This window comes from Neolewinella marina, assembly GCF_002631205.1.
In the GTDB taxonomy this organism is placed as follows: Bacteria; Bacteroidota; Bacteroidia; order Chitinophagales; family Saprospiraceae; genus Neolewinella; species Neolewinella marina.
The window spans coordinates 1-23,706 of record NZ_PDLO01000005.1 but is presented as its reverse complement, the minus strand read 5'-3'; the positions used below and the strand labels follow the sequence as shown (position 1 = coordinate 23,706).

At 63.8% G+C, this 23,706-nt stretch carries 11 protein-coding genes; 8 read left to right on the top strand and 3 right to left on the bottom strand.

What is annotated here, in order from left to right:
* Nucleotides 1-28: 28 nt before the first annotated feature.
* The 5 genes from CGL56_RS12375 to CGL56_RS12355 all read left to right on the top strand — a co-directional run bounded on the left by CGL56_RS12375 (nt 29) and on the right by CGL56_RS12355 (nt 11,838).
* On the top strand, nt 29-3,064 hold the full coding sequence (locus CGL56_RS12375) for a SusC/RagA family TonB-linked outer membrane protein (protein WP_099106881.1): 3,036 nt from the start codon (nt 29-31) through the stop codon (nt 3,062-3,064).
* 19 nt (nt 3,065-3,083) lie between these two features.
* Nucleotides 3,084-4,646: a RagB/SusD family nutrient uptake outer membrane protein gene (locus tag CGL56_RS12370; protein ID WP_099106880.1), complete on the top strand. Its 1,563-nt coding sequence runs from the start codon at nt 3,084-3,086 to the stop codon at nt 4,644-4,646.
* Between the two features lie 147 nt (nt 4,647-4,793).
* Nucleotides 4,794-6,266: an arylsulfatase gene (locus tag CGL56_RS12365; protein WP_099106879.1), complete on the top strand. Its 1,473-nt coding sequence runs from the start codon at nt 4,794-4,796 to the stop codon at nt 6,264-6,266.
* Nucleotides 6,267-6,356: 90 nt separating this feature from the next.
* Nucleotides 6,357-7,784 carry an arylsulfatase gene (locus CGL56_RS12360; protein WP_209280323.1) on the top strand — a complete coding sequence of 476 codons (1,428 nt, stop codon included), beginning with the start codon at nt 6,357-6,359 and terminating at the stop codon, nt 7,782-7,784.
* Nucleotides 7,785-7,923: 139 nt separating this feature from the next.
* The gene (locus CGL56_RS12355; RefSeq protein ID WP_099106877.1) at nt 7,924-11,838 is read left to right on the top strand and encodes a hybrid sensor histidine kinase/response regulator transcription factor; all 3,915 of its coding nucleotides are present in this window, start codon (nt 7,924-7,926) and stop codon (nt 11,836-11,838) included.
* A 50-nt stretch (nt 11,839-11,888) separates the two neighbouring features.
* On the opposite strand, the gene CGL56_RS18085 is transcribed toward CGL56_RS12355, so the two are convergent.
* The 3 genes from CGL56_RS18085 to CGL56_RS12340 form a co-directional block, all read right to left on the bottom strand.
* Nucleotides 11,889-15,869: a sulfatase-like hydrolase/transferase gene (locus CGL56_RS18085; protein ID WP_143470707.1), complete on the bottom strand. Its 3,981-nt coding sequence runs from the start codon at nt 15,867-15,869 to the stop codon at nt 11,889-11,891.
* A 15-nt stretch (nt 15,870-15,884) separates the two neighbouring features.
* The gene (locus CGL56_RS12345; RefSeq protein ID WP_099106876.1) at nt 15,885-17,918 is read right to left on the bottom strand and encodes a sulfatase-like hydrolase/transferase; all 2,034 of its coding nucleotides are present in this window, start codon (nt 17,916-17,918) and stop codon (nt 15,885-15,887) included.
* Between the two features lie 310 nt (nt 17,919-18,228).
* Nucleotides 18,229-18,975: a hypothetical protein gene (locus CGL56_RS12340; RefSeq protein ID WP_099106875.1), complete on the bottom strand. Its 747-nt coding sequence runs from the start codon at nt 18,973-18,975 to the stop codon at nt 18,229-18,231.
* A 262-nt stretch (nt 18,976-19,237) separates the two neighbouring features.
* Here CGL56_RS12340 and CGL56_RS12335 point away from each other — a divergent pair, with 262 nt between their 5' ends.
* The 3 genes from CGL56_RS12335 to CGL56_RS18355 all read left to right on the top strand — a co-directional run.
* On the top strand, nt 19,238-22,117 hold the full coding sequence (locus tag CGL56_RS12335; protein ID WP_099106874.1) for a PQQ-dependent sugar dehydrogenase: 2,880 nt from the start codon (nt 19,238-19,240) through the stop codon (nt 22,115-22,117).
* A gap of 31 nt (nt 22,118-22,148) precedes the next feature.
* A complete protein-coding gene (locus CGL56_RS12330; RefSeq protein WP_099106873.1) occupies nt 22,149-23,183 on the top strand; it encodes a sugar phosphate isomerase/epimerase family protein in 1,035 nt (344 codons plus the stop codon).
* Between the two features lie 284 nt (nt 23,184-23,467).
* Nucleotides 23,468-23,706 (top strand): hypothetical protein (locus CGL56_RS18355; RefSeq protein WP_222837672.1); only part of this gene is annotated, 239 nt, incomplete at its 3' end.

The following is a 23,706-nucleotide window of genomic DNA, read 5'->3' as shown; positions in this document are numbered from 1 at the left end:
GGTATAAAACTTAGTCAAACTTTCGGTCATGTTGAAACTCAAATTCCTTACGGCACTGGTGTGCGCGGCGGCCTGCGTCTACGGCCAGCAAACCATCAGCGGGGTGGTGGAGGACACCGACAACTTCCCCCTGACGGGCGTATACGTCACCGTGTCCCCCGGGGGCGACGGAACCGTTACCGGCCTGGACGGCGAATTTTCGGTAAACGCCACGTCCGGGGATACCCTGGTGTTTTCCTTTCTCGGATTCTCCACCCAGCGGATTCCCGTAGGCAACCAGACGCGCATCGACGTAACGATGTCGGAAAACGCCCAACTGATCGATGAGGTGGTCGTCGTTGGCTACGGGGTAACCAAAAAGCGGGACCTCGTGTCTTCCGTTTCCCAGATCAAGGGGGACATCCTGGAGAACCAGCCCGTCTCCCGCCTCGACCAGGCCCTGCAGGGGCGGGCTACGGGGGTGGCCATTACCTCCAATAACGGAGCTCCGGGCAACGGGACTACCATCCGCATCCGGGGTACGAACTCGGTGAACGGCAACAACAACCCCCTCTTCGTGATCGACGGCTTCATTGCCGGGTCGGACTTCGATTTGAATACACTGAACGTCAACGACATTGCCTCCATCGAGGTGCTCAAGGACGCCACCGCTCTGGCGATCTACGGAACGCGGGGTGCCTCCGGCGTTGTGCTGGTGACGACCAAGACCGGAGCCGGCCTGCAAACGGAGCGGCCAGTGGTATCCGTAAACCAGTACTACACCTCCCAGCACGTGACCAACCAGGTCGAGCTGCTCACCGGTGAGGAGTACGCCAACTACGTCAACGAAGCCGCCCAGTTCGTTCCCGGGCCCGACGGCTTCGGAGCGACCGACCCGACCCTGCCGTTGATCTTCGACGATCCGGCCAGCGCGCCCAGCACCGACTGGCTGGGCCTGGTGACCCAGCCCGGGCAGATCGTGAACACCGACCTGTCGATCCGCGGCAATACCGGCAAGACGAACTACTACGTGTCGATGAACCGCTTTGACCAGGACGGCGTCATCAAAAGCTCAGGCTTCCAGCGCTACTCCCTGCGCACGAACCTCGACTTCAGCATCGGCGAGAAATTCACCACCGGGGTGCGGGTGAACCTCTCGCGCACCAACCGCGACAACAACAAGATCAACTACTCGGACATTGTCGGCCACGTGCTGCCCACGCGGGAGGTGTACGACGAGAACGGGGAGTACACCGCCGTCAACCCCGTTAGTGCCTCCCTGCAGCGCAACCCCGTAGCGGACCAGGAACTGCGCGTTGACGGCCGCTACGACAACGACCTCCTGGCCAACGCCTACCTGCAGGTGGAGCCCCTGGAGGGACTGCTGCTGAAGACGAGCCTGGGGGCCGAGATCAGCTCCTACAAGCGCAACTTCTACCTGCCCGGCGCCCTGCCGGAGCGACTCATCGACAACCGAGGCGGCTACGCCAGCATCAATACGGTGCAGAGCAACGACCTGCTGAATGAGAACACGGCTACCTACTCCTTCGACGTCGGCAACCACGGCTTCAACCTGCTGGGTGGCTTCTCCCTGCAGCGCAACGAAAGCGAGGGCTTCAACGCCAGCGCCGAGCGCTTCCCCAACGACGTTGTGCAGTTCAACAACCTGTCGTTCGGCTCCGACCCGGCCACCTACCAGCTGAGCTCCGGCTATTCGCGGCGCACCTTCGTGTCCTATTTCGCCCGCCTGAACTACAGCTTTAGCAGCAAGTACCTGATCTCGCTGACCGGCCGCCGCGACGGCTCGTCGGTCTTCGAGCCGGGCAACAAGTACGCCTTTTTCCCCTCGGTGGGCGCGGCCTGGAACGTCCACAACGAAGATTTCCTGAGTGAATCGAACCTCGTCTCGCGGCTGAAAATCCGCGGCAGCTTCGGCGAGGTGGGCGAGCAGGGGGTACCCATCTACAACTCCATCGCCCGCTTCAACAACGTCAACGCCTACTTCAACGAGACCCTGGTCAACGGGGTCCTGATCGGCAGCCTGCCGAGCCGGAACCTGACCTGGGAGACCACCCGTCAGTTCGACCTCGGCTTTGAGCTGGGCCTGTGGGAAGACCGGGTGTTCGTGGAAGCGGACTACTACAACAAGACCACCGAGGACCTGCTGCTGAATCGCGACCTGCCCGGTACGGCCGGCGGCAGCCAGCTGCAGAACGTCGGCTCCATCCGCAACCGGGGGGTAGAACTGGCGGTGCGCAGCTTCAACGTCTCCAACCGCAACTTCAGTTGGGAAACTCAGCTTTCCCTATCAGCCAACCGCAACGAGGTGCTTGACCTGGGGGGCGATGAGTTCATCAACCTGCGGCAGCCCACCAACCAGGGCGGAGCGGGTATTCGCCTCATTCCCGGGCAGCCCGCCCCCGTTTACGTGGGCGCCGTTTACCTGGGCACCTACAAGGACGCGGAAACCATCGCGGCCGACGGCTTCGAGGGGCGCGCCTTCATCGGCGGTCCCCGCTACCTGGACCAGGACGGCAACGGCGTGATCAACGACCTCGACTACGTGGTGATCGGTAATCCCCAGCCCGACTTCTACGGCGGCATCCGGAATACCTTCCAGTTCAACGACCTTACCCTGGACGTCTTCTTCCAGGGTTCCTACGGCAACGACGGCTACAACGGCGTGGCCCAGACCGGCCTGTTCGGGCGGGGCGACCAGACCCTCCTTCCCGCGGTGGTCAATCGCTGGCGCGAAGGGGTGAACGAAGACAGCGACATTCCGCGGGCCGGCACCTCCACCAGCCTGTTCAACCCCAACAATACCCTGGGAATCGAGGATGCCTCCTTCCTGCGGTTAAAAACGGTAAGCCTGACCTACGACCTTCCCGTAGCCGATATGGGCATCGGCAGCGTGGTCCGCGACCTCAAGGTGTACGTGACCGGCAACAACCTCTTCCTGATCACGAACTGGTCGTTCGGCGATCCCGAGGTGAGCAACTACGGCTCGGGACTGGAGCAGGGCGTCTCCACCGGAGAATACCCCTACGCCCGGTCCTTCACCGTCGGCCTGAACACCTCCTTCTAACCCAAGACAACAGAAAATCATGAAACGTCATATCCCCTTTTCCCTTTCCCTGTTGCTGGCGGTTATCCTGATCCCGCTGGCCGGCTGCACCGAGTTCCTCAACGAGGAATTCCGCGACGGCATCACCACCGATAATTTCTTCAACAACGACGCCGAAGCGGAGCTGGCCGTAAACGGGGTGTACCGCATCCTCTACCGGACAAGCCTGTACCGTACCCGTGGCCTGGACAACTACTACGTAAACGGCGCGGACGTGGTAGGGCCCAGCCGGAACGTCAACGGCCTGATCCACAACTACCTCATCGACGAGGGGGTAGCCGACGGGCAGGACACCTGGAACTCCCTCTACGAGATGGCCCGCAACACGGCGCTGTTCATCAACAGCATCGAAAGCAGCGAGAACCTGACGGAGGGAGCCCGCGACCAGGCCCTGGGGGAACTGCTGTTCCTGCGTGCCCTGGCCTACTATCACCTGACCAACCTGTGGGGTGACGTGCCCTACTTCCGCGAGCTGCCCTCCACCGAGGAGCTGTCCGCCATTACCCGCACCGACCGCGAGCTGATCCGCAGCGAGATGAAGGCCGACCTGGAGCGGGCCTACGGGTTGCTGCCCGCCTCCTACTCCGGGGGCGACCTGGGCCGCGCCAGCAAGTGGGCCGCCGCGGCCCTGAAGGCCAAGTACCACCTCTTTGACCAGGAGTGGCAGGCCGCCCTGGAGGAATCGCGCGACATCATCGAGAATTCCCCCCACCGGCTGCTGGACAACTTCGCTGACGTATTTGACCAGAGCGACCCCGCCAACCAGTACAACGATGAGCACATCTTCGCTGTCGACTTCACCAAGGATCCGGTATTCGGCGACGGCAATACCTCCCGTACCGACGACTACAACCCCCGGATCCGGGATGAACCCGCCAACCGCAACGACCGCCCCGATGGCCCCGGAACGCCCACCCGCGTGGAGCTGTACAGCGACCTGCTGGCCTCCTACGGCGAGGGCATGACCGGCTACGGCTGGGCCGTCCCCCTGCCCGAAATCGCCGACTCCACGAACTGGGAGGAGGGTGATATGCGGTACACTGCCACCATCGTTACCGAGTACCGGGGATACGAACTGAGCTTCCCCTACTACCGCAAGAACTGGAACCTCGACCAGGAGAACTCCCCCCGGGGCAACCACCCCGAGAACTACATCGTCTTCCGCCTGGCCGACATCTACCTGATGGCCGCCGAAGCCGAGAACGAACTCAACGGTCCGGAAGGCGCCTACGAGTACGTCAACGCCGTGCGCGCCCGGGCCTTCGAGCCCGACAAGCCATGGAGCGGCATGAGCCAGGATGAGTTCCGCAAGGCCATGTACGACGAGCGCAAGTGGGAACTGGCCGCCGAAGGTCACCGCCGCATGGACCTCATCCGCTGGGGCATCCTGCTGGAGACCGTCAAGTCCACCGAACACCGCCCCTGGAACAACCCGGGCGACAACATCATGCCGAAACACGTCCTCCTGCCCATCCCCCTGGAGGAAATCCAGCTGAACCCCAACCTGCTGGAAACCGACCCCACCAACAACGGTTACCGCTAGGGAACCTGAGCTGATTTTCCCAATACGCCCCAATAAACGACCTTTCCGCCCGGGCCCTGGCCGGTGAGCAGCTGTCGCTGCCGCCGCCCGGGGCCGCTACGGCGGTGGGTCCGCATGGCCCCGGCCTGTCCTATGAAAAGACCAATTATGACCCTGCTACAACACGTCTGCCTTGCTACCCTCATCCTGATGCTGGGGATGGGCTGCGGCCGCGACGGTGGCCCATCGGCCGCCGCGGCGAATAAGCCCCAGCGCCCCAACATCATCTTCATCCTGGCCGACGACCTGGGCTACGGCGACCTGAGCAGCTACGGACAACAGCACTTCTCCACCCCCAATATCGACCGGCTGGCGGCGCGGGGCATGCGGTTCACCCAGCACTATTCGGGAGCGACGGTCTGCGCCCCTTCCCGGTCGGCCCTGATGACGGGGCAGCATACCGGCCACACCTTCATCCGCGGGAACCACGAAATAAAGCCCGAGGGGCAGTACCCCCTGCCCGACAGCATCTTCACCCTGGCAGAATCCCTCCAGCAGGCGGCGTACGTGACCGGGGCTTTCGGCAAGTGGGGACTTGGTTTCCCCGGATCCGAGGGCGACCCGGTCTTCCAGGGGTTCAATGAATTCATGGGGTACAACTGCCAGCGGCTCGGCCACAACTACTATCCCCGCCACCTGTGGCACAACCGGGACACCATTGCCCTGCCTCAGAATGCGGGCGAAATGGAGGGCAGCTACGCCCCGGACCTGATCCATGACCAGACCATGGCCTTCCTGGAAGACCACGCCGATACCTCTTTCTTCCTTTTCGTCCCCAGCATCATCCCCCACGCGGAGCTCATCGCTCCCGATTCCATCCTGGCCAGGTTCCGGGGACAGATCGAGGAGTCCGAGCCCTACGAAGGCGCGGAGCCCGGCGACGAGGCCTACCGCGAGGGGCCCTATTCCTCCCAGGAAACTCCCCACGCCGCCTTCGTGGCCATGATGGATATCCTCGACCGCCAGGTGGGAGAAATTACCCGTAAGGTGGAAGAGCTGGGCATCGCCGAAAACACCATCATCATTTTCACCTCCGACAACGGACCCCACCGGGAAGGCGGGGCTGACCCCGACTTCTTCGACAGCAACGGACCCCTGCGCGGGTACAAGCGCGACCTCTACGAAGGCGGTATCCGGGTACCCATGATCGCCGTCTGGCCGGGCCACATCGCCGCCGGAGTCGACAACGACCACGTATCCGCTTTCTGGGATTTCTTCCCAACCTTCTCCGAGCTCACCGGCGCGCCCCGCCCGCTGCAGACCGATGGCATTTCCATGGTGCCGACCCTACTCGGGGAGGGGGAACAGCCCCAACATGAGCAACTCTACTGGGAATTCCACGAGCGCAACGGCCGTCAGGCCATCCGTAGTGGCAAGTGGAAGGCCGTGCGGTATAACGTAAATGAGATGGGTATGGATGGACCGGTGGAACTGTATGACCTGTCGGTGGACCCCGGGGAGACTACCGACCTGGCCAGCCAGCACCCCGAGGTAGTCGCGGACATGAAGGAGCGCCTGCGCGAGGCCCGCTACCCCTCCTCCGTGTTCACCTTCGCCCAGGAGGCTTACCAGGGCAAATAAGGGGCGATCGTCCGTCCAGCTTTCACCCCAACCGCAGATTTCGTGACTTTCCTCCCCCTCCCGTTCCGGCGTTGTTTTTACTTTTTACCCGTGGTATTGCTGCTGGCGGGCTGTCATGCTACTTCGGATGCCCCGCCCGCCGCCACGCCACCGAATATCATGTACATCCTGGCGGATGACCTGGGCTACGGTGACCTGAGCAGCTACGGGCAGACCCACTTTCAAACGCCTACCCTGGACGAACTGGCAGCGGGCGGCATCCGGTTTACCCAGCACTACGCCGGCAGTACGGTCTGCGCGCCGTCGCGGGTATCCCTCATGACCGGCCGCCATACGGGCACCTCTTACGTCCGCGGCAACTACGAAACCGGACCGCGGGGCTTCGGGGCTGAACTACCTTTGCGCCCCGATGACCTCACCCTCGGGGAGGTACTCCAGGGCGCCGGTTACCGCACGGCAGCCATCGGCAAGTGGGGCATGGGAATGGACGGAACCACGGGGGAGCCCCTCAAAAAGGGCTTCGACTACAGCTACGGAGTGCTCAACCAAGCCTACGCCCACTACCAGTACCCCGATAGCGTATACGTCAACGGTCGCCGGACGGCCGTACCCGGCAACCAGGGGGGTGCCCGCGGGGCCTTCAGCGGGGACCTCTATACCGAGGAGGCCATCAGGTTCATCACCAATTCCGCGGACGACGAACCTTTCTTTGTTTATCTGGCCTACACCACCCCCCACGCGGAAATGCTGGTGCCGGAGGACAGCCTGTTCCAGCGGTTTGCCGGCCAATTTGAGAAAAGCCCCTTTACGAAGGGCACCCAGGGGGGCGGCTACTCGGCCGAATACGGGCCCGGCTACGGCGCCTACGCCAGCCAGGAACACCCCTTTGCCGCCTACGCAAGTATGGTGGTCCGCATGGACCGCGACGTCCGCCGCATCCGCGAGGCCCTCGAAGCGCGGGGGCTGGCGGAGAACACCCTCATCCTCTTCAGCAGCGACAACGGCCCCCACGCCGAGGGCGGCGCGGTACCCGAGCGATTTGCCAGCGCCGGACCACTGCGGGGGCAGAAGCGCGACCTCTACGAAGGGGGGATCCGTGTGCCCTTTATCGCCTACTGGCCCCGGGGCATCCGGCAGCCGGCGGTGAGCGATCACTTGTCTTCTTTCTGGGACATTCTGCCCACGGTGGCCGACCTGGCGGATGCCGACCTCGGAGACTATTCCACCGACGGACTCTCCCTGGCCCCCCTGCTGACCGGCGATACCAGCAATCAGCAGAAGCACGATTTCCTGTACTGGGAATTCCACGAGCGGGAAAGCTCGAACCAGGCCGTGCGCAAGGGGGAATGGAAGGCCGTACGGATGAAACCGGAAGGCCCAGTAGAACTCTACCACCTGCCCGATGATCTAGGAGAGTCGGAAGACGTGAGTGCCCAACACCCCGCCGTAGTAGCGGAAATGGAGGACATCATGCGCGAAGCCCGCACCCTCCACCCCCTCTGGCCGCTCAAGCCGTAGTCGGAAACCGCGACGGAAGGCTGTTTGGTACGCCCTGGGGTTTCTCCCCGGCTAATGGTTTTTTATCTTTAGCCTGTTACCGTCCCACGCTGTCAGCGGGGTCTGCCCGGAGCAGGGGGCCAATTGAATGTCGATCTGAATGCATAATTCCCGGGAGTCTGGCGATAGTCCACGCGGTTGGAGCGGGCGAAACTGGCGGCAGTGGCTGCTGGGTGCGGTAGCCGCCATTCTGACCGTTACCCTGGCCGCCCAGCCGACGGCCACTATTACGGCGGTTCCGGAGCTGCCAAAACAGGTCGTGACGGCCCTGCACCAGGACCAGCAGGGCTACCTCTGGGTCGGGACCCGCAGCGGCTTGTTCCGCTACGACGGCTACGAGGCCGTCCACTACGTAGCCGACCAGACCGACTCCACGGCCCTGATCAACAACACCATCAGCAGCATCGCGGAGGGGCCACGCGGCAGGATCTGGGTCACTACCGAAAGCGGCATTTCCCTTTTCGATCCGCTGACCGGGGTCTTCCGGTCCTTCTTTCACCGCAACTATGTCCGCAAAGTTTCCTTCGACGAGCGGGGCCGCGCCTGGGCGGTGATCGGTACCCTGGGACTGCTGCATTTCCCCGGCGACGCCCCTTTCGACAGCCTGCCGGAGGCGGTGGCCCCCATCGATATCGGCTTTCTCGGATTTGCCGATCCCCAGTCCGTTTCCATCGGGTTTGATACCCTTGACGACCGGGTGATCCTCACCGGGAACGCGACCGCCACCTTCGACCGGGAAAGCCTGCAACTGTTGTCCCGGGGCGGGGGGGGCGAGCGCCAATCGCCCACGCCGCAGCGGATGGAGGGCGCCCCGGTGATCGCGGCGGTGAAAGGGAAATCCGGGGAGGAATGGGTAGCCACGGCCCAACGCCTCTACCACCGGGGCAGGGGAAGCAAAGCGGAATTCGCGGCCTTCCGCCCCGGCCACGAATTTTTCGAGAACAACCAGCTCACCGCCCTCCTGGCCGACCGGCAGGGGTGCCTGTGGGTAGGCAGCCTGCGGGGCGTAGGGAAGATTACCAGCCCCCGGGGGCGGTTCGGCCACCACATGATTGCCGCCACTCCGGGCGGCCCGGAATCCAATCAGGTTACCGCCATCCGGTCCGCCGGCGGGGGGCAACCCCTGTGGGTTACCACCAACAATGGCGGGCTTTTTGCCTTCAACCCCGCGGCGGGAAGCTTCGAGCGGCAAACGTTCCCGGGGCAGTTGCCCACCACCACTATCCTCGGGCTCCGGACGGCCGATACCGCACTATGGGTGGCCGCGAGCAACGCCGTGGTTTCCCTTGACCTGGAAAGGGGGGAACTGCTCGGAGATTCCCTGCGGGAATGGTTGCGCGTGGGGTCCTACGCGACCTCCATGGTAGAGGTGACCGACGGGGAATGGTGGGTGGGGACCTGGCAGGACGGGCTGCACCGGATCTCTGCCCCAGGGGCTTCGGCCTCCCCGCCCGCCTTCGAGCAACTCACGCAGGAGCTGGGCAGGGACCCCATTTTCAGTATGATCCGGGACCGCGGCAACCGCATCTGGATCGGCACCCGGGGCGGGGGTATCAAGCGGGTAACCTTACCCGCGGGACCCATTGTAACCTACGACAAGCGCCGGGGGTCAGGACTGCGCTCGGATGGGATCCTGCAACTCTACGAAGACCGCAACGGCGTCATCTGGGCGGCCACCCGGGGCGGCGGCGTAGCCCGCTTCGACGAAGAGAATGACCGGTTTTTGTCCTACGGAAGGGAATCCGGCCTTCCGGACCTGACGGTTTGCTCCATCGGCGAAACCGGGAACGGGGAACTGTGGCTCAGCACCAGCTCCGGCCTGGCCCATCACCTGCCCGGCGAGCTGGTCCCCTTCTGGGCCTACAGCTCGGAAGACCAGTTCATCAACCGGGAATTCTCCTTCCAGAGTGTAGGCACCGATGGCCGGGGGCACCTGTTCTTCGGCAACCAGGTAGGCATCACCGAGGTGAGCTCCGGGCCCACCGCCGAGGCCCGCGCCTTCAACCCCGTGCGGCTGGCCGGCTTCCGGTCGATCGGCGACCCGGAGGAGGAAACGGAGGTCCTCAGCCACTTTCCCGCCCGCCTCGACCACCGCCACAACGGATTTGAGGTTGCGGTCACCTCCCTGGACCTGGCCGCACCCGACCAGATCCGCTTTGCCTACCGCATCGCCGGCCTGGAAGACGACTGGAACATCGGCGATCCCGGAATCCGGACGATCACCTACCACCAATTGCCCGCGGGGGATTATGTCCTCGAGGTCCGCAACAGCGACGCCGATGGCTACTGGAACGACGAGCCCGCCCGCTTCTCCTTCCGCGTGCTCAGTCACCCCCTGCTGACCCAGACCGCGCTCACGGTGTATGCCGCCGTAGTCCTGTTGCTGCTCGTGGCCGGCTGGCTGATCTGGAACAACTGGATGCGGCTGCGGCGCAAGCTGGCCCGCAACCTCGCCACCATCCGCCGGCAGAACCGGCAGATGATCTACCTGTCGGACATCTCCCACGAGATGCGCAACCGGCTCACCCTCATCCTCGGGCCCCTGGAAAGGGTGATGCAGGGTAAGGAGGTGGACCAGGTGGCCGTCCAGCGGATCTACCAGAATGCGGTCCGCCTCAAGCAGCTGTCCGACCGGGTGATGAAAATGCGGCGCACCGAGGACGGCGGGTTCCAGCTTTGGGTCAGGGCACACGCCCCCGGGCCCTTCCTTGAGAGTGTCTTCGACCGGGTGCACGACCTGGCCCAGATCCGGGGCATCGACCTGCGCCGGCATTTCCCGGAAGGCACGGGTGAAATCTACTTCGATAGCAATGTGCTCGAAATCATCCTGTTGAACCTGCTCAACAACGCCATCAAGTATACCCCCGAAGGGGGTTCCGTGGAGCTGAAGGTCGGCCTGTCGACCGAAGTCGCCCCCAAGCTTCTGTTGTCCGTCCGGGATTCAGGCATCGGCATCGCCCGGGAGGAACTGCAACGGATTTTCGACCGCTTCTACCGATCCGAGCACGCCAATGCTTCGTCCATCGAAGGGACCGGCATCGGGTTGGAACTGGTGGCCCGGCTGGTGAACCTGCACCACGGCACCATCCAACTGGAAAGCGAGGAAGGGAAATTCACCGAGGTGAGCGTGGCCCTGCCCGTCGGTAGGCAGTTTTACGCCTCCATGGGGCACCTCGACGGCATTTCCCCCGTGGAATCCCTGGTCGCGGCGCCCACCGGATCCGACCGCGAACCGCTGGGTACCGTGCTGGTGGTGGAGGACAATGCCGGGATACGGGAGCTGATCCGGGAAACCCTCTGCGAGTCCTTTCAGGTATTGGAAGCCCCCAACGGGCAGCGGGGCCTGGAACTCGCCCTCGAAGCCCAGCCCGATCTGATCCTGAGCGACCTCCATATGCCGGGACTCAGCGGACTGGAGTTGCTCACCGCCGTACGCGGAGATGCCCGGACGGGTACCACCCCCTTCCTGATCCTGACTGGCCGCACCAGCGTGAACCTGCGGCTGGATGCCCTGCAGGCGGGAGTAACCGACATCATTGAAAAGCCCTTCAGCGGCGAGTTGCTCCGGTGGCGGATCAAAAGCCTCGTCGCCGAACGCCGGAAGCTCGCTGCCTTGACCGACGATCAGCCGCGGGTCTACACCATCGAACCCAGCGAGCCGGACGACTGCCTCTCCGCCGACGAGCAGTTTCTCCAGCGCCTCAACCAGCTGATGGAGGAGCACTACGCCTCCAGTGACCTGAGCGTTGAGTTCCTGGCCGCGGAGTTGTCCATGAGCCGGCCCACCCTCTACCGCCATATGGAACGGTTGCTGCAGGAAGCGCCCGCCAACTTCATCAAGCGCTTCCGGCTCAAGAAGGCGGCCCTGCTCCTCCAGCAGCGCAAGTTCCAGGTGTCGGAAGTGGCTTACATGACCGGCTTCAACACCCCGAAATACTTTTCGAAGTGTTTCCAGAAGGAGTTCGGCCATACCCCCTCCCAGTACGTAGCCGGGCTGGACCAGGTGGCGGGGTAGGGGCTCTCAGGCTTCCCCCTCGGCACCCGCGTACGCGCCCCAAAATTTGCCTATCGCCGGCCCACCGTAAGGGTGCGGTAGGGCGGATCGCTGTACACCCGCCCGTTGGGGCCGTCGATGTAGGCGCGCAGGGCGTAGGTTTTACCCGGCTTGAGGCTGGCGGCCGGGAGCTGGACGGTAAACTGCCCCCGCTCCGGTTGGCGGGTGGTGGCCGGGAAGAGTGTTTCTTCCACGTTGAGGTAGGAGACGTCGCTCAGGGCCACTCCGGCGGGTGACTTCCCGTCGATGACGAGGCCCTCCACCGCCACGGTCAGGGTGGTGGCTCCGCTGTCTGACTCCTGCACTTCCGCTACCGACAGGTTCACCTCGGTGTTGTACTCGATCACGGTGGCTACGTTGGGGAAATGGTTGGATTCACCGGCCTGGTTGTAGGCCTTCACGGTGTAGAAGTATTCCCGCCCGGGTTCCCGGGACCGGTCCACGTAGGTGGTGTCGGTGATTCCCTCGGCCAGCGGTTGGTAATCGTAGGGTTGTTGGCCCCGGTACACCCGAAAGCGGGCGTTGGTGTCCTGACTGATCCAGCGCAGGAGTACCGAGCCGTCCGCCCGCTCGGTAGCCGAGATGTTGCGGGCGGGCAGCGGCAGGTCGCGGCAGGGGGTGAGCGTTACCGGCGCGGAGGCCTTTCCGGCGCCCCAGCCGTTGTAGGCGGTTACGGTGATGCGGTAGGCCCGGTCGTACACCCCGCGATCGAAGCGGTAGCCGAATGCCCGTCCGGCGTCCACGGATTCGGTGGTGCCGGTGTCCAAGTCGGTGATGTCTACCCGGTACCCGTCGGCGTTGGCCACGCTGCGCCACTGCAGGGTGATGGTCGTATCCCGGGTAGTCGTCAGGAAGAAGGAGGGTTGCCCCGGCCGTTCCTGGCGGTTGGTGGCGGGCGGGGACGCGGGTGCCGTGCCGTGCGCATTCCGGGCGGTCGCGGTGAAAGTGTAGCTTTTGTCCGCTTCCAGGCCATCCAGGGTAAGGGTGGTGCGGGGAGCGGCCGCCTCTACCGTGGTGGGCTCACCGCCGGCCGGACCATAGGTGATCCGGTAGGCGGTGGCTTCCTCTACCGGGGCCCAGGACAGCTCCACCTGTCCTTTTCCGTGCGCGATCCGGTAGATGCGGGTCGGGGGTGGGGGAGTAGCCCGGTCGTTTGACCACGAAATCAGGGCTACGCTGTTGGGCAGGAGGTCGAGCTCCGCCGCGGGGAGTTGATCATCCACTACCGAGATGTCGTTCGCAGACGCCTCCTGGCTGCTGAAGTACCGGCGCTGCACGGTACCCGAAAGGGGTCGGCCGTCGATCAGTATGGTCAGGGGGCGGCGGTCGGAGGAGCGGTTGGTGACCAGCACGAAATCAAGGTCGCCGGTACCGCGGAAGGCCCGCGCGAAGGATCCGGTTTCGGTAGTTCCGTCCATGCCCGGCACGACGGGAGCGTTGTCCAGGGCGGTTTCCCAGGTGAAGTCCGTCCGGTTGGTGGCTTCGTGGACCAGCCGCAGGGCTTTCCCGTGGGGCGTAAGGTGTACCCCGGTGCGCAGGGAATCGGTTTCGATGGCGCGGCCGGCGGCCCAGGCGGCCAGCAATTCTTCCTTGCGGTCGTTGGCGGGGCGGGCGCGGCTGCTGATTTCGTGGCTGCCTATGTACCAGGCGTTGGGGTGGGCGAGCTGTCGCAGGGTGTATTCCGCCACGTAGACGGCGGACTGTACGCCGCCCAGTCCCCGGTTCCACACGCCGAATTCGGTGATGAGCAGGGGGATGCCGGGTTCGGTATAGGCTTCGATCTCCTGCATTGCCGCGGGGGAGGTAACTTTGGGCAGCACGGTGTTCGCGCGGCGGTAGGCGGCGGGGAAGTCTTCCGTTTTGCCGACGTGGGGGGCGTAGGAGTGTTTGCTGAAGACGTTCCAGTAGGCACCGTGCTCGCGCTGGTAGCGGTTGATCTGCTTGGCGAAATCCCAGATACCGTCCCAGGTGAAATTCAGGGCGATCTGGGCCTCGGGAAATACCTCGCGGATGGCGTCGGCGTGGGGCTTCATCTTGCGGGCGTAGTCGTAGCCGTCGTTCCACCAGTAGCGGTCGCGGGCCGGCACGTAGAAGTAGGGTTCGTTGCAGAATTGCCAGGCGACCACCTCGATGTGGTGGTTCTTGCAGAATCGGGCCAGTTCCCGCGTCACCTCCGGGCTTTCGGTAAAGCCATTGATCGTCACCACCAGTTTGGCGCCGCTTTCCCCCAGCAGGTCGTTCAGGTCGGAGATCAGGTGGGGTCCCTTCATGGCGGTGTAGGTGTAGCCCGTGAAGTACTGCTTCTGTTTGTCCATCATCAGGGCGTAATCCTTGTCGTACAAGCCGGTGGCGGCGTTGAAGGCGTCGCCCATGGTGCCGCTGAAGAACCGCAGCCAGCCGGGCTGCATCTGCCGTACCGCCTCGCGGAAGTCGGGGTGGGTGTAGCTCCAGACCTTGTCGGCAATGCGGACGTTGAATCCGCTGCTGCCCCGATCCAGCGCGTGGCCCCGGTCGGTATTGATGGCCACGGTGACCTCCGTCGATTCCCGCAAGGCTTCCCGCTCGTAGGCCGGATCGTAGGCCGCGTTCGCCTGCCGGGGTACCGGTGCGGCCGTGCGGCGGCGCCAGTCGCGCATATCCGCCAATAGCCGTTCCGTCACCTCGGGCTGTTGTCCGGCGAGGTTATGGGCCTCCCCGGGATCGGCTTCAAGGTCGTACAGCTCCACTCCGCCGTCCTCAAAGTATTCGTGGAGCTTCCACTTGCCCCGCCGCAGGGTAGTACCCGGCCGTGTCCGGAACAGCGGGTCGCGACTTTCGGCCCCCGTTTTCCGGTAGCGCTGCAGGTAGATCGGGAAGTGCCAGTAGAGGGTACGGTCGGCCAGGGGCTTGCCGTGCAGCAGCAGGTCGCTCAGGTCGCTGCCGTCGAGCCGCTGCCGTGGTTGGGGCAGGCCGGTGAGGGAAGCCAGGGTGGGGTAGAAGTCGAGGTTCACTACCGGGGTGGTGTCCCTTCGCGGTTGAATCTTGCCCGGCCAGCGGACCAGCAGGGGCACCCGGGTGCCTCCCTCGTAGTAGGCGCCCTTGCCCGCCCGCAGCGGGGCCTGGTCGCTGATCTTGTCTACCCCCCCATTGTCGGAGGTGAAGATCACAATGGTATTTTCGGCTACCCCGAGTCGGTCGATCTCGTCGAGGAGGTGGCCCACGTTACGGTCCAGCGTCTCCACCATGGCGGCGTAGGTCGCCTGCTGTTTGTCCGCCAGGTCACCCCGGGCCAGGTAACGGGCCACGGTGGTGTCCGGGGCCTGGATGGGGGTATGGACGGAGTAGAAGGGGAGGTACAGGAAGAAGGGGGCAGTGCTGCTCTCTCGGAGGAACCGGATGGCCTCGTCCCCCAGCCGGTTGGTGAGGTACTCCCCTTCGGGCCCCTGCTCAATGGAGGGCAGGCGATAGGGGCTGAAGTAAGAACCCTGGGGGTTGCCCATGGCTCCGCCCGCCACGTTGACGTCGAAACCCTGGGTAGTAGGGTCCTGCCCCAGGTGCCACTTGCCGAGGTTGGCCGTGCGGTAGCCGTGGCGCTTCAGGTAGGCGGGCAGCAGTTCCAGGGAGTCGGCCGGAAAGTCCTGATTGGTCACCGGGATGAGCCGCCGGGTACGCTCGTCGCCCCGGTCCGAGGGACTCACGGTGTACACTCCGTTATAGACGGCGTAGCGCCCCGTCATCATGGCGGCCCGGCTCGGTGCGCAGTTTGATGCTGCGGCGTAGGCGTCGGTGAAGGCCACGCTTTGTTCGCTCAGGCGGTCCAGGTTAGGCGTGTGGTAAAGATCGTTTCCCATGAACCCGAGGTCAGCCCAGCCCAGGTCATCAGCCACGATGAGCACTACGTTCGGTGGAGTTGCCCGGGCGGCGGGAGGCGGAGCACTGCCGGTGACCCGGGGCACACAGCCCGTCAGGAGGGCACATACGAACAGGGAGAGACAAAGGCGCAGCAAATACATGGGTTTGGGGTTCAATCAGCGAAAATGTCGGGGGTCAATCAGGTCGGGCGTACGGTACAGGCGCTCACCGGGCAAGGGCTCCGAATGTCCGTCAGGGAGGGTCCAGCGTAAATCCAGTACCGGCTGTCCGCCCGGGGGCGCTTCGTGGCGGATGGTGATCGGGTGGAGGCCCGCCGCGAGGTGTACGGTGGCGGTGTCGCGGCGCGACCGGGACGCCTCCGCCTGGTGCAGCAGGTGGATGTCGTGCAGCCGCACGTAAGTGGAACCGTTTGCGGTCAGCTCGAAGGTGTAGGTGCCGTCCTCCGGGACGCGGAGGTAGGCGGCCCACTCCTGCCCCCGGTCAACTGGCAGCCCGGCCCGGGCATCCTCCGTGGGGCCGGCACTGGGGAGGTGGCCCTGCTTCGTGTAGGCTGGCTGCCCGGGTATCCAGTAACCGCTGGTGTCGTATTCCCGGCGGGTGGCCCCGGCTAGCAGGCCCGGAGGCGGGGGCAGGGCCGGTACCAGCGCGGCGTCGTAGGGGCGCGCAGCCGCGGGGTCGGCGATGCGGGAACGGCGGCTGATGGCCTGCATCCAGGCCTGGAGGGCCGGTTTTTGCCGGGCCAGATCGGTGGCTTCCGTGGAGTCGGCGCCCAGGTGGTAAATTTCAAAGGGGGCATCGGCCTCGGTAACGTTGAAGCGTACGCCCTTGAAGTTGCCGATGCGGACCGACTGCATCTCTCCCCTCCGCCGGTCGCGGGCCGGGGGCGCGAAATCCGCATAGTCCGGCGTCTTGCCCCCGTGGAAGTACTCCCAGTAGAGGTATTCCCGGCCCAGGCCCGCCCCCTCACCGGAAAGGATGGGCAGCAGGGACGCGCCATCGGTGTACGCCGGTACCGCCGCTCCGGCCACTTCGGCGAAGGTGGACAGCCAGTCCCAGTTGCCCACCGGTGCGGCGGATACCGACCCCGGCGCAATGTGGCCGGGCCAGCGGGCGATGGTCGGTACCCGAATGCCGCCCTCGTACAGGTCGCGCTTGATCCCCGTGAAGGGGCCATAGGAGCGGAACCAGGTCGGATCCTGCCCATTGACGTTGTGGGGGCCGTTATCGGAGCTGAAGACCACCAGGGTATTCTCGTCTATGTCGAGGTCCACCAGCAGCTGCATCAGGTCGCCCACCGCGGTGTCGATCCGGCGCACCATGGTGGCAAACACCTTCTCTTCGTGGGGCCAGTCCTGGTCCCGGTAATCGGGGTGTACGTAGCTGTCGATCTCCCCCCGGGCCGTATTCACGTGGGGCGTGCGGGGATCGTCGGGGCCGGTGTACACGAGTCCGCCCTCCAGCCCGTAGCCGGCGGGGTAGGGGCCGGTGGGCAACTGCAACTTGCTGTGGGGGGTGTCGTAGGCCAGGTAGAGGAAGAGTGGCTGGTCGGGATGGTTCTGCCGCTGCTCGATCAGGTAGGCTTTGGCGCGGGCGGTGAAGAGGTCGGTGGTGTAGGTCTTTTCCGTGCCTGTGGTGATGGGGTCATAGCCGTCTACCACCAGGGAATGCTTCTCCGTCGTTCCGTTGCGGGGGTAGTGCTCGTGGCCGTCTACGTGGTGGAGGAAGCCGTAGAAGTCGGTAAACCCGCGGCGCAGGGGGTGCCCCGGCAGTTCCGATCCACGCTTCCCCGCCAGTCCGTACTTCCCGACGTGGATGGTCCGGTAGCCGGCGCGGCGCAGCAAGGAGGCTACGTTGAGTCCGGCGGGGAGCGCCTTGTCAAACTGGTTGTTCCGGATCGGGGCGTGGCCCTGGTGCAGCCCCAGCAGGAAGGAGGCCCGCGACGGGGCACAAACCGGGCCGCTGACGTAGTGGTCGGTCAGCATCATGCCGGTTGCCGCCAGTTGGTCCAGCCGGGGGGTATGGAACCGGCGCGCGCCGCCACGTTCTCGCTGGTAAAAGCTCCCCAGGTCTCCGTAGCCGAGGTCGTCGGTCAGGATGAAGATGATGTTGGGCGGAACCTGCTGGGCGGTCAGGGCGCGGCCGCTGATCAGGAAGAGAACGAAGAACCAGAAACGGTGGCGGAGGAGCATGCAGGGGAGGTGAAAACACCGGTGCCCAATCCCGCGGACTGTTCACCGGTGCTGGCCATGCGGTTCACATGGAAAAACTAGTAGAATAATCGTCGCGGGTTGCCCCCCGGCAGGGCACAGGTGAGCAACCCACGATGGGATAAGGATAATCCCCGGGCCGCTGCCGATCAAGCGTATATCCTACATTGAACCCTGCCTCTACCCTGATTGAGAGCTTTGGTCCCTCCCGCGGTCGGGTCAGGGCACGCGGAGGGCGTCAGTCCCGTGGGTACTGCTGCAATCCGGTGGTGCCGTCGCGGAAGGTGAGGGCCTACTTGATCACCAGGTAATCGGTGAACTCCTGGTCTTCGGGTCCGGCCAGGAAGCGGCCCAGGTTTTCGTCGTCGTTGATCCAGTTCCACCCCTTTTCGAATTCGGTGTACATCTTGGAGGGTACCTCGGATTCGGGAAAGTAGAAGTCGCGGGTTTCCTCCGAATCGATCAGCCAGATGTAGCCGTACTCCCCCTCCCGGGCGCCGCTGACGGCCTTCAGGAAGATGAGCTTTGAATCGGGCAGGGCGTCGGAGCGGGTGGGGGACCAGATCTCGTGGATGAACTCCTCGAATTCTTCCCGGTCCACTTCGGGCTTCAGCAGGATGTGGTGAAAGCCGAAGATGGTACCCGGCTTCAACCAGTTGTCCTGGATGGGTTTGCCGGTTTCGATGATGACGTAGTCGGCCGAGATTTCCTCATCCACCCGGTCGGAAGGATTGAAGGTGGCCGAGGTGTCGTAGCTCAGGCGGAGCAGCAGGTCACGCTTCTCGTGGACGCCCCGCTCGCCCTTCAGGTAGTGCACCTGGCTGTTGTCGGTGGGCTGCAGGTCCTGGAAGGAAGGCTCCTCGTCGGGTTTGATGAACTGGAAGCTCAGCAGGGCCCCCTGTTTCAGCTTCATTTGCTCCTCTTCCTCCAGGTCCATGGTCATGTCTGGTAGGTCGGTCTGGGCGAATACCGCCCCCGGCCAGCCGCCGCAGAGTAGAAGAAACAGGACGAAGCAGGGAGTAAAAGTATACGCGTTCATAGCAGATCGATTGAAGGTTTAAGGCAAGAGACGCCGGGGTGGAAAGCCGGTGCCGTGTTCCTTCCTAAGATACCGGTATTGGGCATACGGCGCAACTAAGCATAGTTGTTATGACAAGCTTTAAGGATTATTTAATTTACTTTTTGGGACGGCGGCGCGCGGGTGCCGGGGGAAAGCGGTGACAATCGGGCGTCAATGAGTATCTTGGTCGGCTGTACGGCGCCCGTCGCCCCCCTCCCCAATAACCGTTGATCCAGCTATTATGACTTTTTCCGCAATCCATTGCCAAGGCGTACCGTTGCGCGGGCTGCTCGTTGCCACCCTGTTGGCGGCCGGCCTTTTTTCCTGTGATGCCGATGGTCCGGCTGCCGCCACCGACGACGGCAGCAAGCCCGAAGAAAACCGCTTCACCACCACGGTGCTGACCGATCCGGGGTCGCTCGATGAGCCGATGGCCTTTACTTTTCTGAGCGAGGAGGAAGTAATGGTCGTGGAGCGCAAGGGTGGCGTGAAGACCTTTAACGTGGCCGAGCGGGAGATGCGGACCGTGGGCCACGTACCCGTCAACATCATGTACACCAACAAGGAGGGGCAGTCGCGCCCCGCCGAGGAGGGACTGATGGGCGTAGCCGCCGACCCCAATTTCGCGGAAAACAGTTGGGTATATATGCTCTACGCTGACCCCGCCGAGCCCAAGCACGTGCTGTCGCGCTACGAGTTCAATGGGGATTCCCTGTTGATGGGCTCCGAGAAGGTCGTCCTGGAGTACCCCGCCCAGCGGGAAGTCTGCTGCCACACCGGCGGCGGCATCACCTTTGACGCGGCCGGCAACCTTTACCTGACCACCGGCAACAACACGGCCAATCCGCCCATCGGCACCTCCAACCTGGACGAGCGCCCCGGTCACGAAACCTCCGACGACCAGCGCACCGCCGGCAACACCAACGACCTGCGCGGCAAGATCCTGCGCATCCACCCCGAAGCCGACGGCAGCTACACCATCCCGGAGGGGAACCTCTTCCCCGAAGGCACCGAGGGCGCCCGCCCCGAGATCTACACCATGGGCCACCGCAACCCCTGGCGGGTGAGCGTGGACAGCAAGACCGGCTACATCTACTGGGGCGAAGTGGGCCCCGACGCCTCCGAAGATACCCGTTACGGCCCGCGCGGCTACGACGAGTTCAACCAGGCCAAATCCGCCGGCTTCCACGGCTGGCCCTACTTCATCGGCGATAACAAGCCCTACGGCGACTACGACTACGCCACCGATTCGGTCAGCGGAAACTTCGACGTCAACCATGTCGTCAACAACTCCCCGAACAACACGGGACTGACCGAACTGCCGGAACCCGTACCGGCCTTCATCTGGTACCCCTACAGCTACTCCGAGGAATTCCCCCTGATGGGCAGCTCGGGCCGCAGCGCCACCGGCGGACCCGTCTACCGCCAGGCCGACTTCCCGGCCTCCGACTACCGCTTCCCCAGCTACTACGAGGGCAAGTGGCTGGCCGTGGAGTTCATGCGCGGCTGGATCATGGCCATCGAAATGGACGAGGACGGCAACTACGCAGGCATGGAACCCTTCCTGCCCGAAGAGAACTTTTCCAGTGCGATCGATATGCAGTTCAGCCCCGACGGGCGGTTGTACGTACTGGAATACGGCTCGGCCTGGTTCCGGGGCAACGAAAACGCTCAGATCAAGCGCATCGAGTACAACGGCGGCAACCGTCCGCCCGTAGTAGCCGCCAGCGCCGACCAGACCGCCGGCGCCCTGCCGCTGACGGTGCAGCTCTCCGCCGACGGGACGGTGGACTACGACGAGGATGAGCTGGAATACCGGTGGACGGTCACCTCCGACAACGGCTACTCCGAATCCTTCGACGAAGCGAACCCCACCGTTACCCTGGACAAGGAAGGAACCTATACGGCTACCCTGTCGGTCACCGACGCGGCGGGCAATTCCGACCAACAGAGCTTTGAAATCCTGGCCGGTAACGCCCCGCCCGAAGTGGACATCGTCATCGAGGAGGGCAACCGCTCCTTCTTCTTTCCCGGCAGCAAACTGAAGTACGACATCCGCGTGGCGGACCCGGAGGATGGGTCGCTGGAGGGCGGACAGATTCCCGCCGAGGCCGTAGCCGTAAACTTCGACTACGCCCCCGAAGGCTATGATCCCATCGAGATTGCCCAGAACCACGTGAGCAGCGACGAGTGGGTGATCTACGCCCGCGGCAAGGAGCTGATCAACGAAAGCGACTGTCTCTCCTGCCACCGGGTGGACGTATCCTCCGTCGGGCCCAGCTACCAGGCCGTGGCTGAGAAGTACGCCGGCGACCCCAGCATGAAGCCCGTCATCGTTAAGCGCATCATTGAAGGCAGCGTCGGCCTATGGGGCGACCACGCCATGAGCGCCCACCCCGACCTGTCGGAGCGGGACGCCGGCATGATGGTGGATTACATCCTGAGCCTGAACAACCCCGCCCCCGATGCGCGGACCGTACCCCTGGCCGGTACCTACGTGACCGAGGTGCCCGAACGGCAAAACGGCAAGGGCGGTTACCTGCTGCGCGCGGCCTACACCGACCGGGGCACCGGCAAGCTGAAGCCGCTGACGGCCGAGAAGATCATCGCCCTGCGCAATCCGGTGCTGGACGTCGAGAAGTCGGACGAAACCGAAGGCACCCAGCTGCTCACCACCCCGGGCCGCTCCTTCAACGTGGTGGAAGACGGCGGCTACGTGGCCTACCGCAAGCTGGACCTGACCGGCATTTCCGAAATTGAAATCAAGGCCGAGGCCAGCGGTCGCTCCGGCGCGGCGGGCGGCGTCATCGAAGTGCGCTCCGGCGGACCGGAAGGTGAGCTGATCGGCTCCACCGGGCAAATCACTGTCCAGAACATCGATTTCGGGGCGGAACTGGGCAAGCTGAAGGCCGAATGGGAAGCCGGCGGCAAGAAGGGCCCGGAACCCGGCTGGGGTACCGTACGCGAGAAGTTCCAGCCGCGGTATACCGTACCGATCGACGGACAGGGTGGCCTGCACGACCTGTATTTCGTCGTCCGTAACCCGGAAGTGAAACCCGGCCAGATCCTGGTCCAGCTCCAAAGCATCGAATTCAAGAATTCCAATCGCCTGTCGCGGTAACCGCTACCGTTTCGGCACCAACCCTTCAGTCATGCAAGACAAAGCACTCAACCGCCGCAACTTCCTGCGGACTTCCACCGCCCTCGCCGGCGGACTCCTCCTCGCCGGCCCGGCCGTGCAGGCGGCCCCCGCCATCCTGCGGCGGTACAACAAGCCCGATTCCCGCATCAACGGGGTGCAGATCGGTACCATTACCTATTCCTTCCGCACCATGCCCGACCAGAGCGCCGAAGCTACCTTGGGCTACATCACCGACGCCGGCATCAGTGCCGTGGAGCTGATGGGCGACCCCGCCGAAACCTTCGCCGGCGCCCCGGCCAACCCGGTCAGCATGCGCAAGATGTGGACCCTGCGGGGGAAACAGCGTAATGAAACCCTGACCGCCGACGAGGAAGGGGAGCTGGCCGACCTGCAGGCCCAGCTGCAGAGCTACCGCAAGGAAATCGCCGATTGGCGTGGCAAGGTCGGCATGGAGAAGTTCCGCCAGCTGCGGCGGATGTATGAAGATGCTGGCGTCGACATTTACGCCTTCAAACCCGCGGCCTTTGGCCAGGACAACACCGACGCGGAAATCAACTGGGGCATGGAAGCCGCCAAGGCCCTCGGCGCAAACCACGTCACCCTGGAACACCCCGGTGACGACGCCCACACGGCAAAACTGGGAGAGATGGGCCGCAAGCACGGCGTCCGGGTAGCCTACCACGGCCATACCCAGCAAACCCCTGACTTCTGGGATACCGCCCTGCGACAAAGTGCCGGTAACGCCCTGAACCTCGACATCGGTCACTACGTGGCGGCGGGCTATGACCCCCGGGAAATTATTCGCAGCAAACACGCCAGTATTGCCAGCATGCACACCAAGGACCGCACCACCCCCGCCAACGGCCAGAAGAACCTGGTGTGGGGCGAGGGCGATACGCCCATCGCGGAAGTGCTGTCGATGATGAGCCGCAGCCGGATGAACTTCCCCGCCACCATCGAACTCGAGTACGACATTCCTGCCGGGTCCAACGCCGTACAGGAAGTGGCCCGCTGCCTGGAGTACTGCCGCAAGAGCCTGGCGTAGGCTGGATTACCAACTTCATCCGGCATGGCCGGAGCAACACCCCGCTCCTGTACTTGGAGCGGGGTGTTTTTTATTGTGGGAAACCTGAAAAAAATTTTCTTAACGGAAAATTTTAGGTTGTTACACAGGTTATAGTGGTGTCCCCGGCGGTTATGAGGCTAAGTAGCGGTTGGGGGAGAGGAGTTGTTCCGCCGCTTGGCGGGCAGCTACTAATTGCTCTTGCCCCACTTGATGCGGGGCAGCGGGCAAGTGTTATGGTTTTTCACAGGTTATAAGACACATACATGAACATTCACGCAATCCGTGTGAGCCTGCTTTTGTGGGCTCTCCCCCTGGCCGTTCTGGCCCAGGCCCCTTCCACCGATGGACTCATCGCCTACTGGAAATTTGACGAAACCTCAGGTACGACCGCGAATGATAGGGCTGGGAATTACAATGCGACCCTTAATTCCGGTGCCTCTTTTGCACCCGGCCAGGGACAGTCCGGAGGTGCCCTGCAGTTGAATGACCTAACGGGTGGAGC

Coding starts and splice junctions, on each gene's coding strand:
- CGL56_RS12330 (WP_099106873.1), top strand. CDS start 22,149: ATGCAAGACAAAGCACTCAACCGCCGCAACTTCCTGCGGACTTCCACC.
- CGL56_RS12335 (WP_099106874.1), top strand. CDS start 19,238: ATGACTTTTTCCGCAATCCATTGCCAAGGCGTACCGTTGCGCGGGCTG.
- CGL56_RS12340 (WP_099106875.1), bottom strand. CDS start 18,975: ATGAACGCGTATACTTTTACTCCCTGCTTCGTCCTGTTTCTTCTACTC.
- CGL56_RS12375 (WP_099106881.1), top strand. CDS start 29: ATGTTGAAACTCAAATTCCTTACGGCACTGGTGTGCGCGGCGGCCTGC.
- CGL56_RS12370 (WP_099106880.1), top strand. CDS start 3,084: ATGAAACGTCATATCCCCTTTTCCCTTTCCCTGTTGCTGGCGGTTATC.
- CGL56_RS12345 (WP_099106876.1), bottom strand. CDS start 17,918: ATGCTCCTCCGCCACCGTTTCTGGTTCTTCGTTCTCTTCCTGATCAGC.
- CGL56_RS12365 (WP_099106879.1), top strand. CDS start 4,794: ATGACCCTGCTACAACACGTCTGCCTTGCTACCCTCATCCTGATGCTG.
- CGL56_RS12355 (WP_099106877.1), top strand. CDS start 7,924: ATGCATAATTCCCGGGAGTCTGGCGATAGTCCACGCGGTTGGAGCGGG.
- CGL56_RS18085 (WP_143470707.1), bottom strand. CDS start 15,869: ATGTATTTGCTGCGCCTTTGTCTCTCCCTGTTCGTATGTGCCCTCCTG.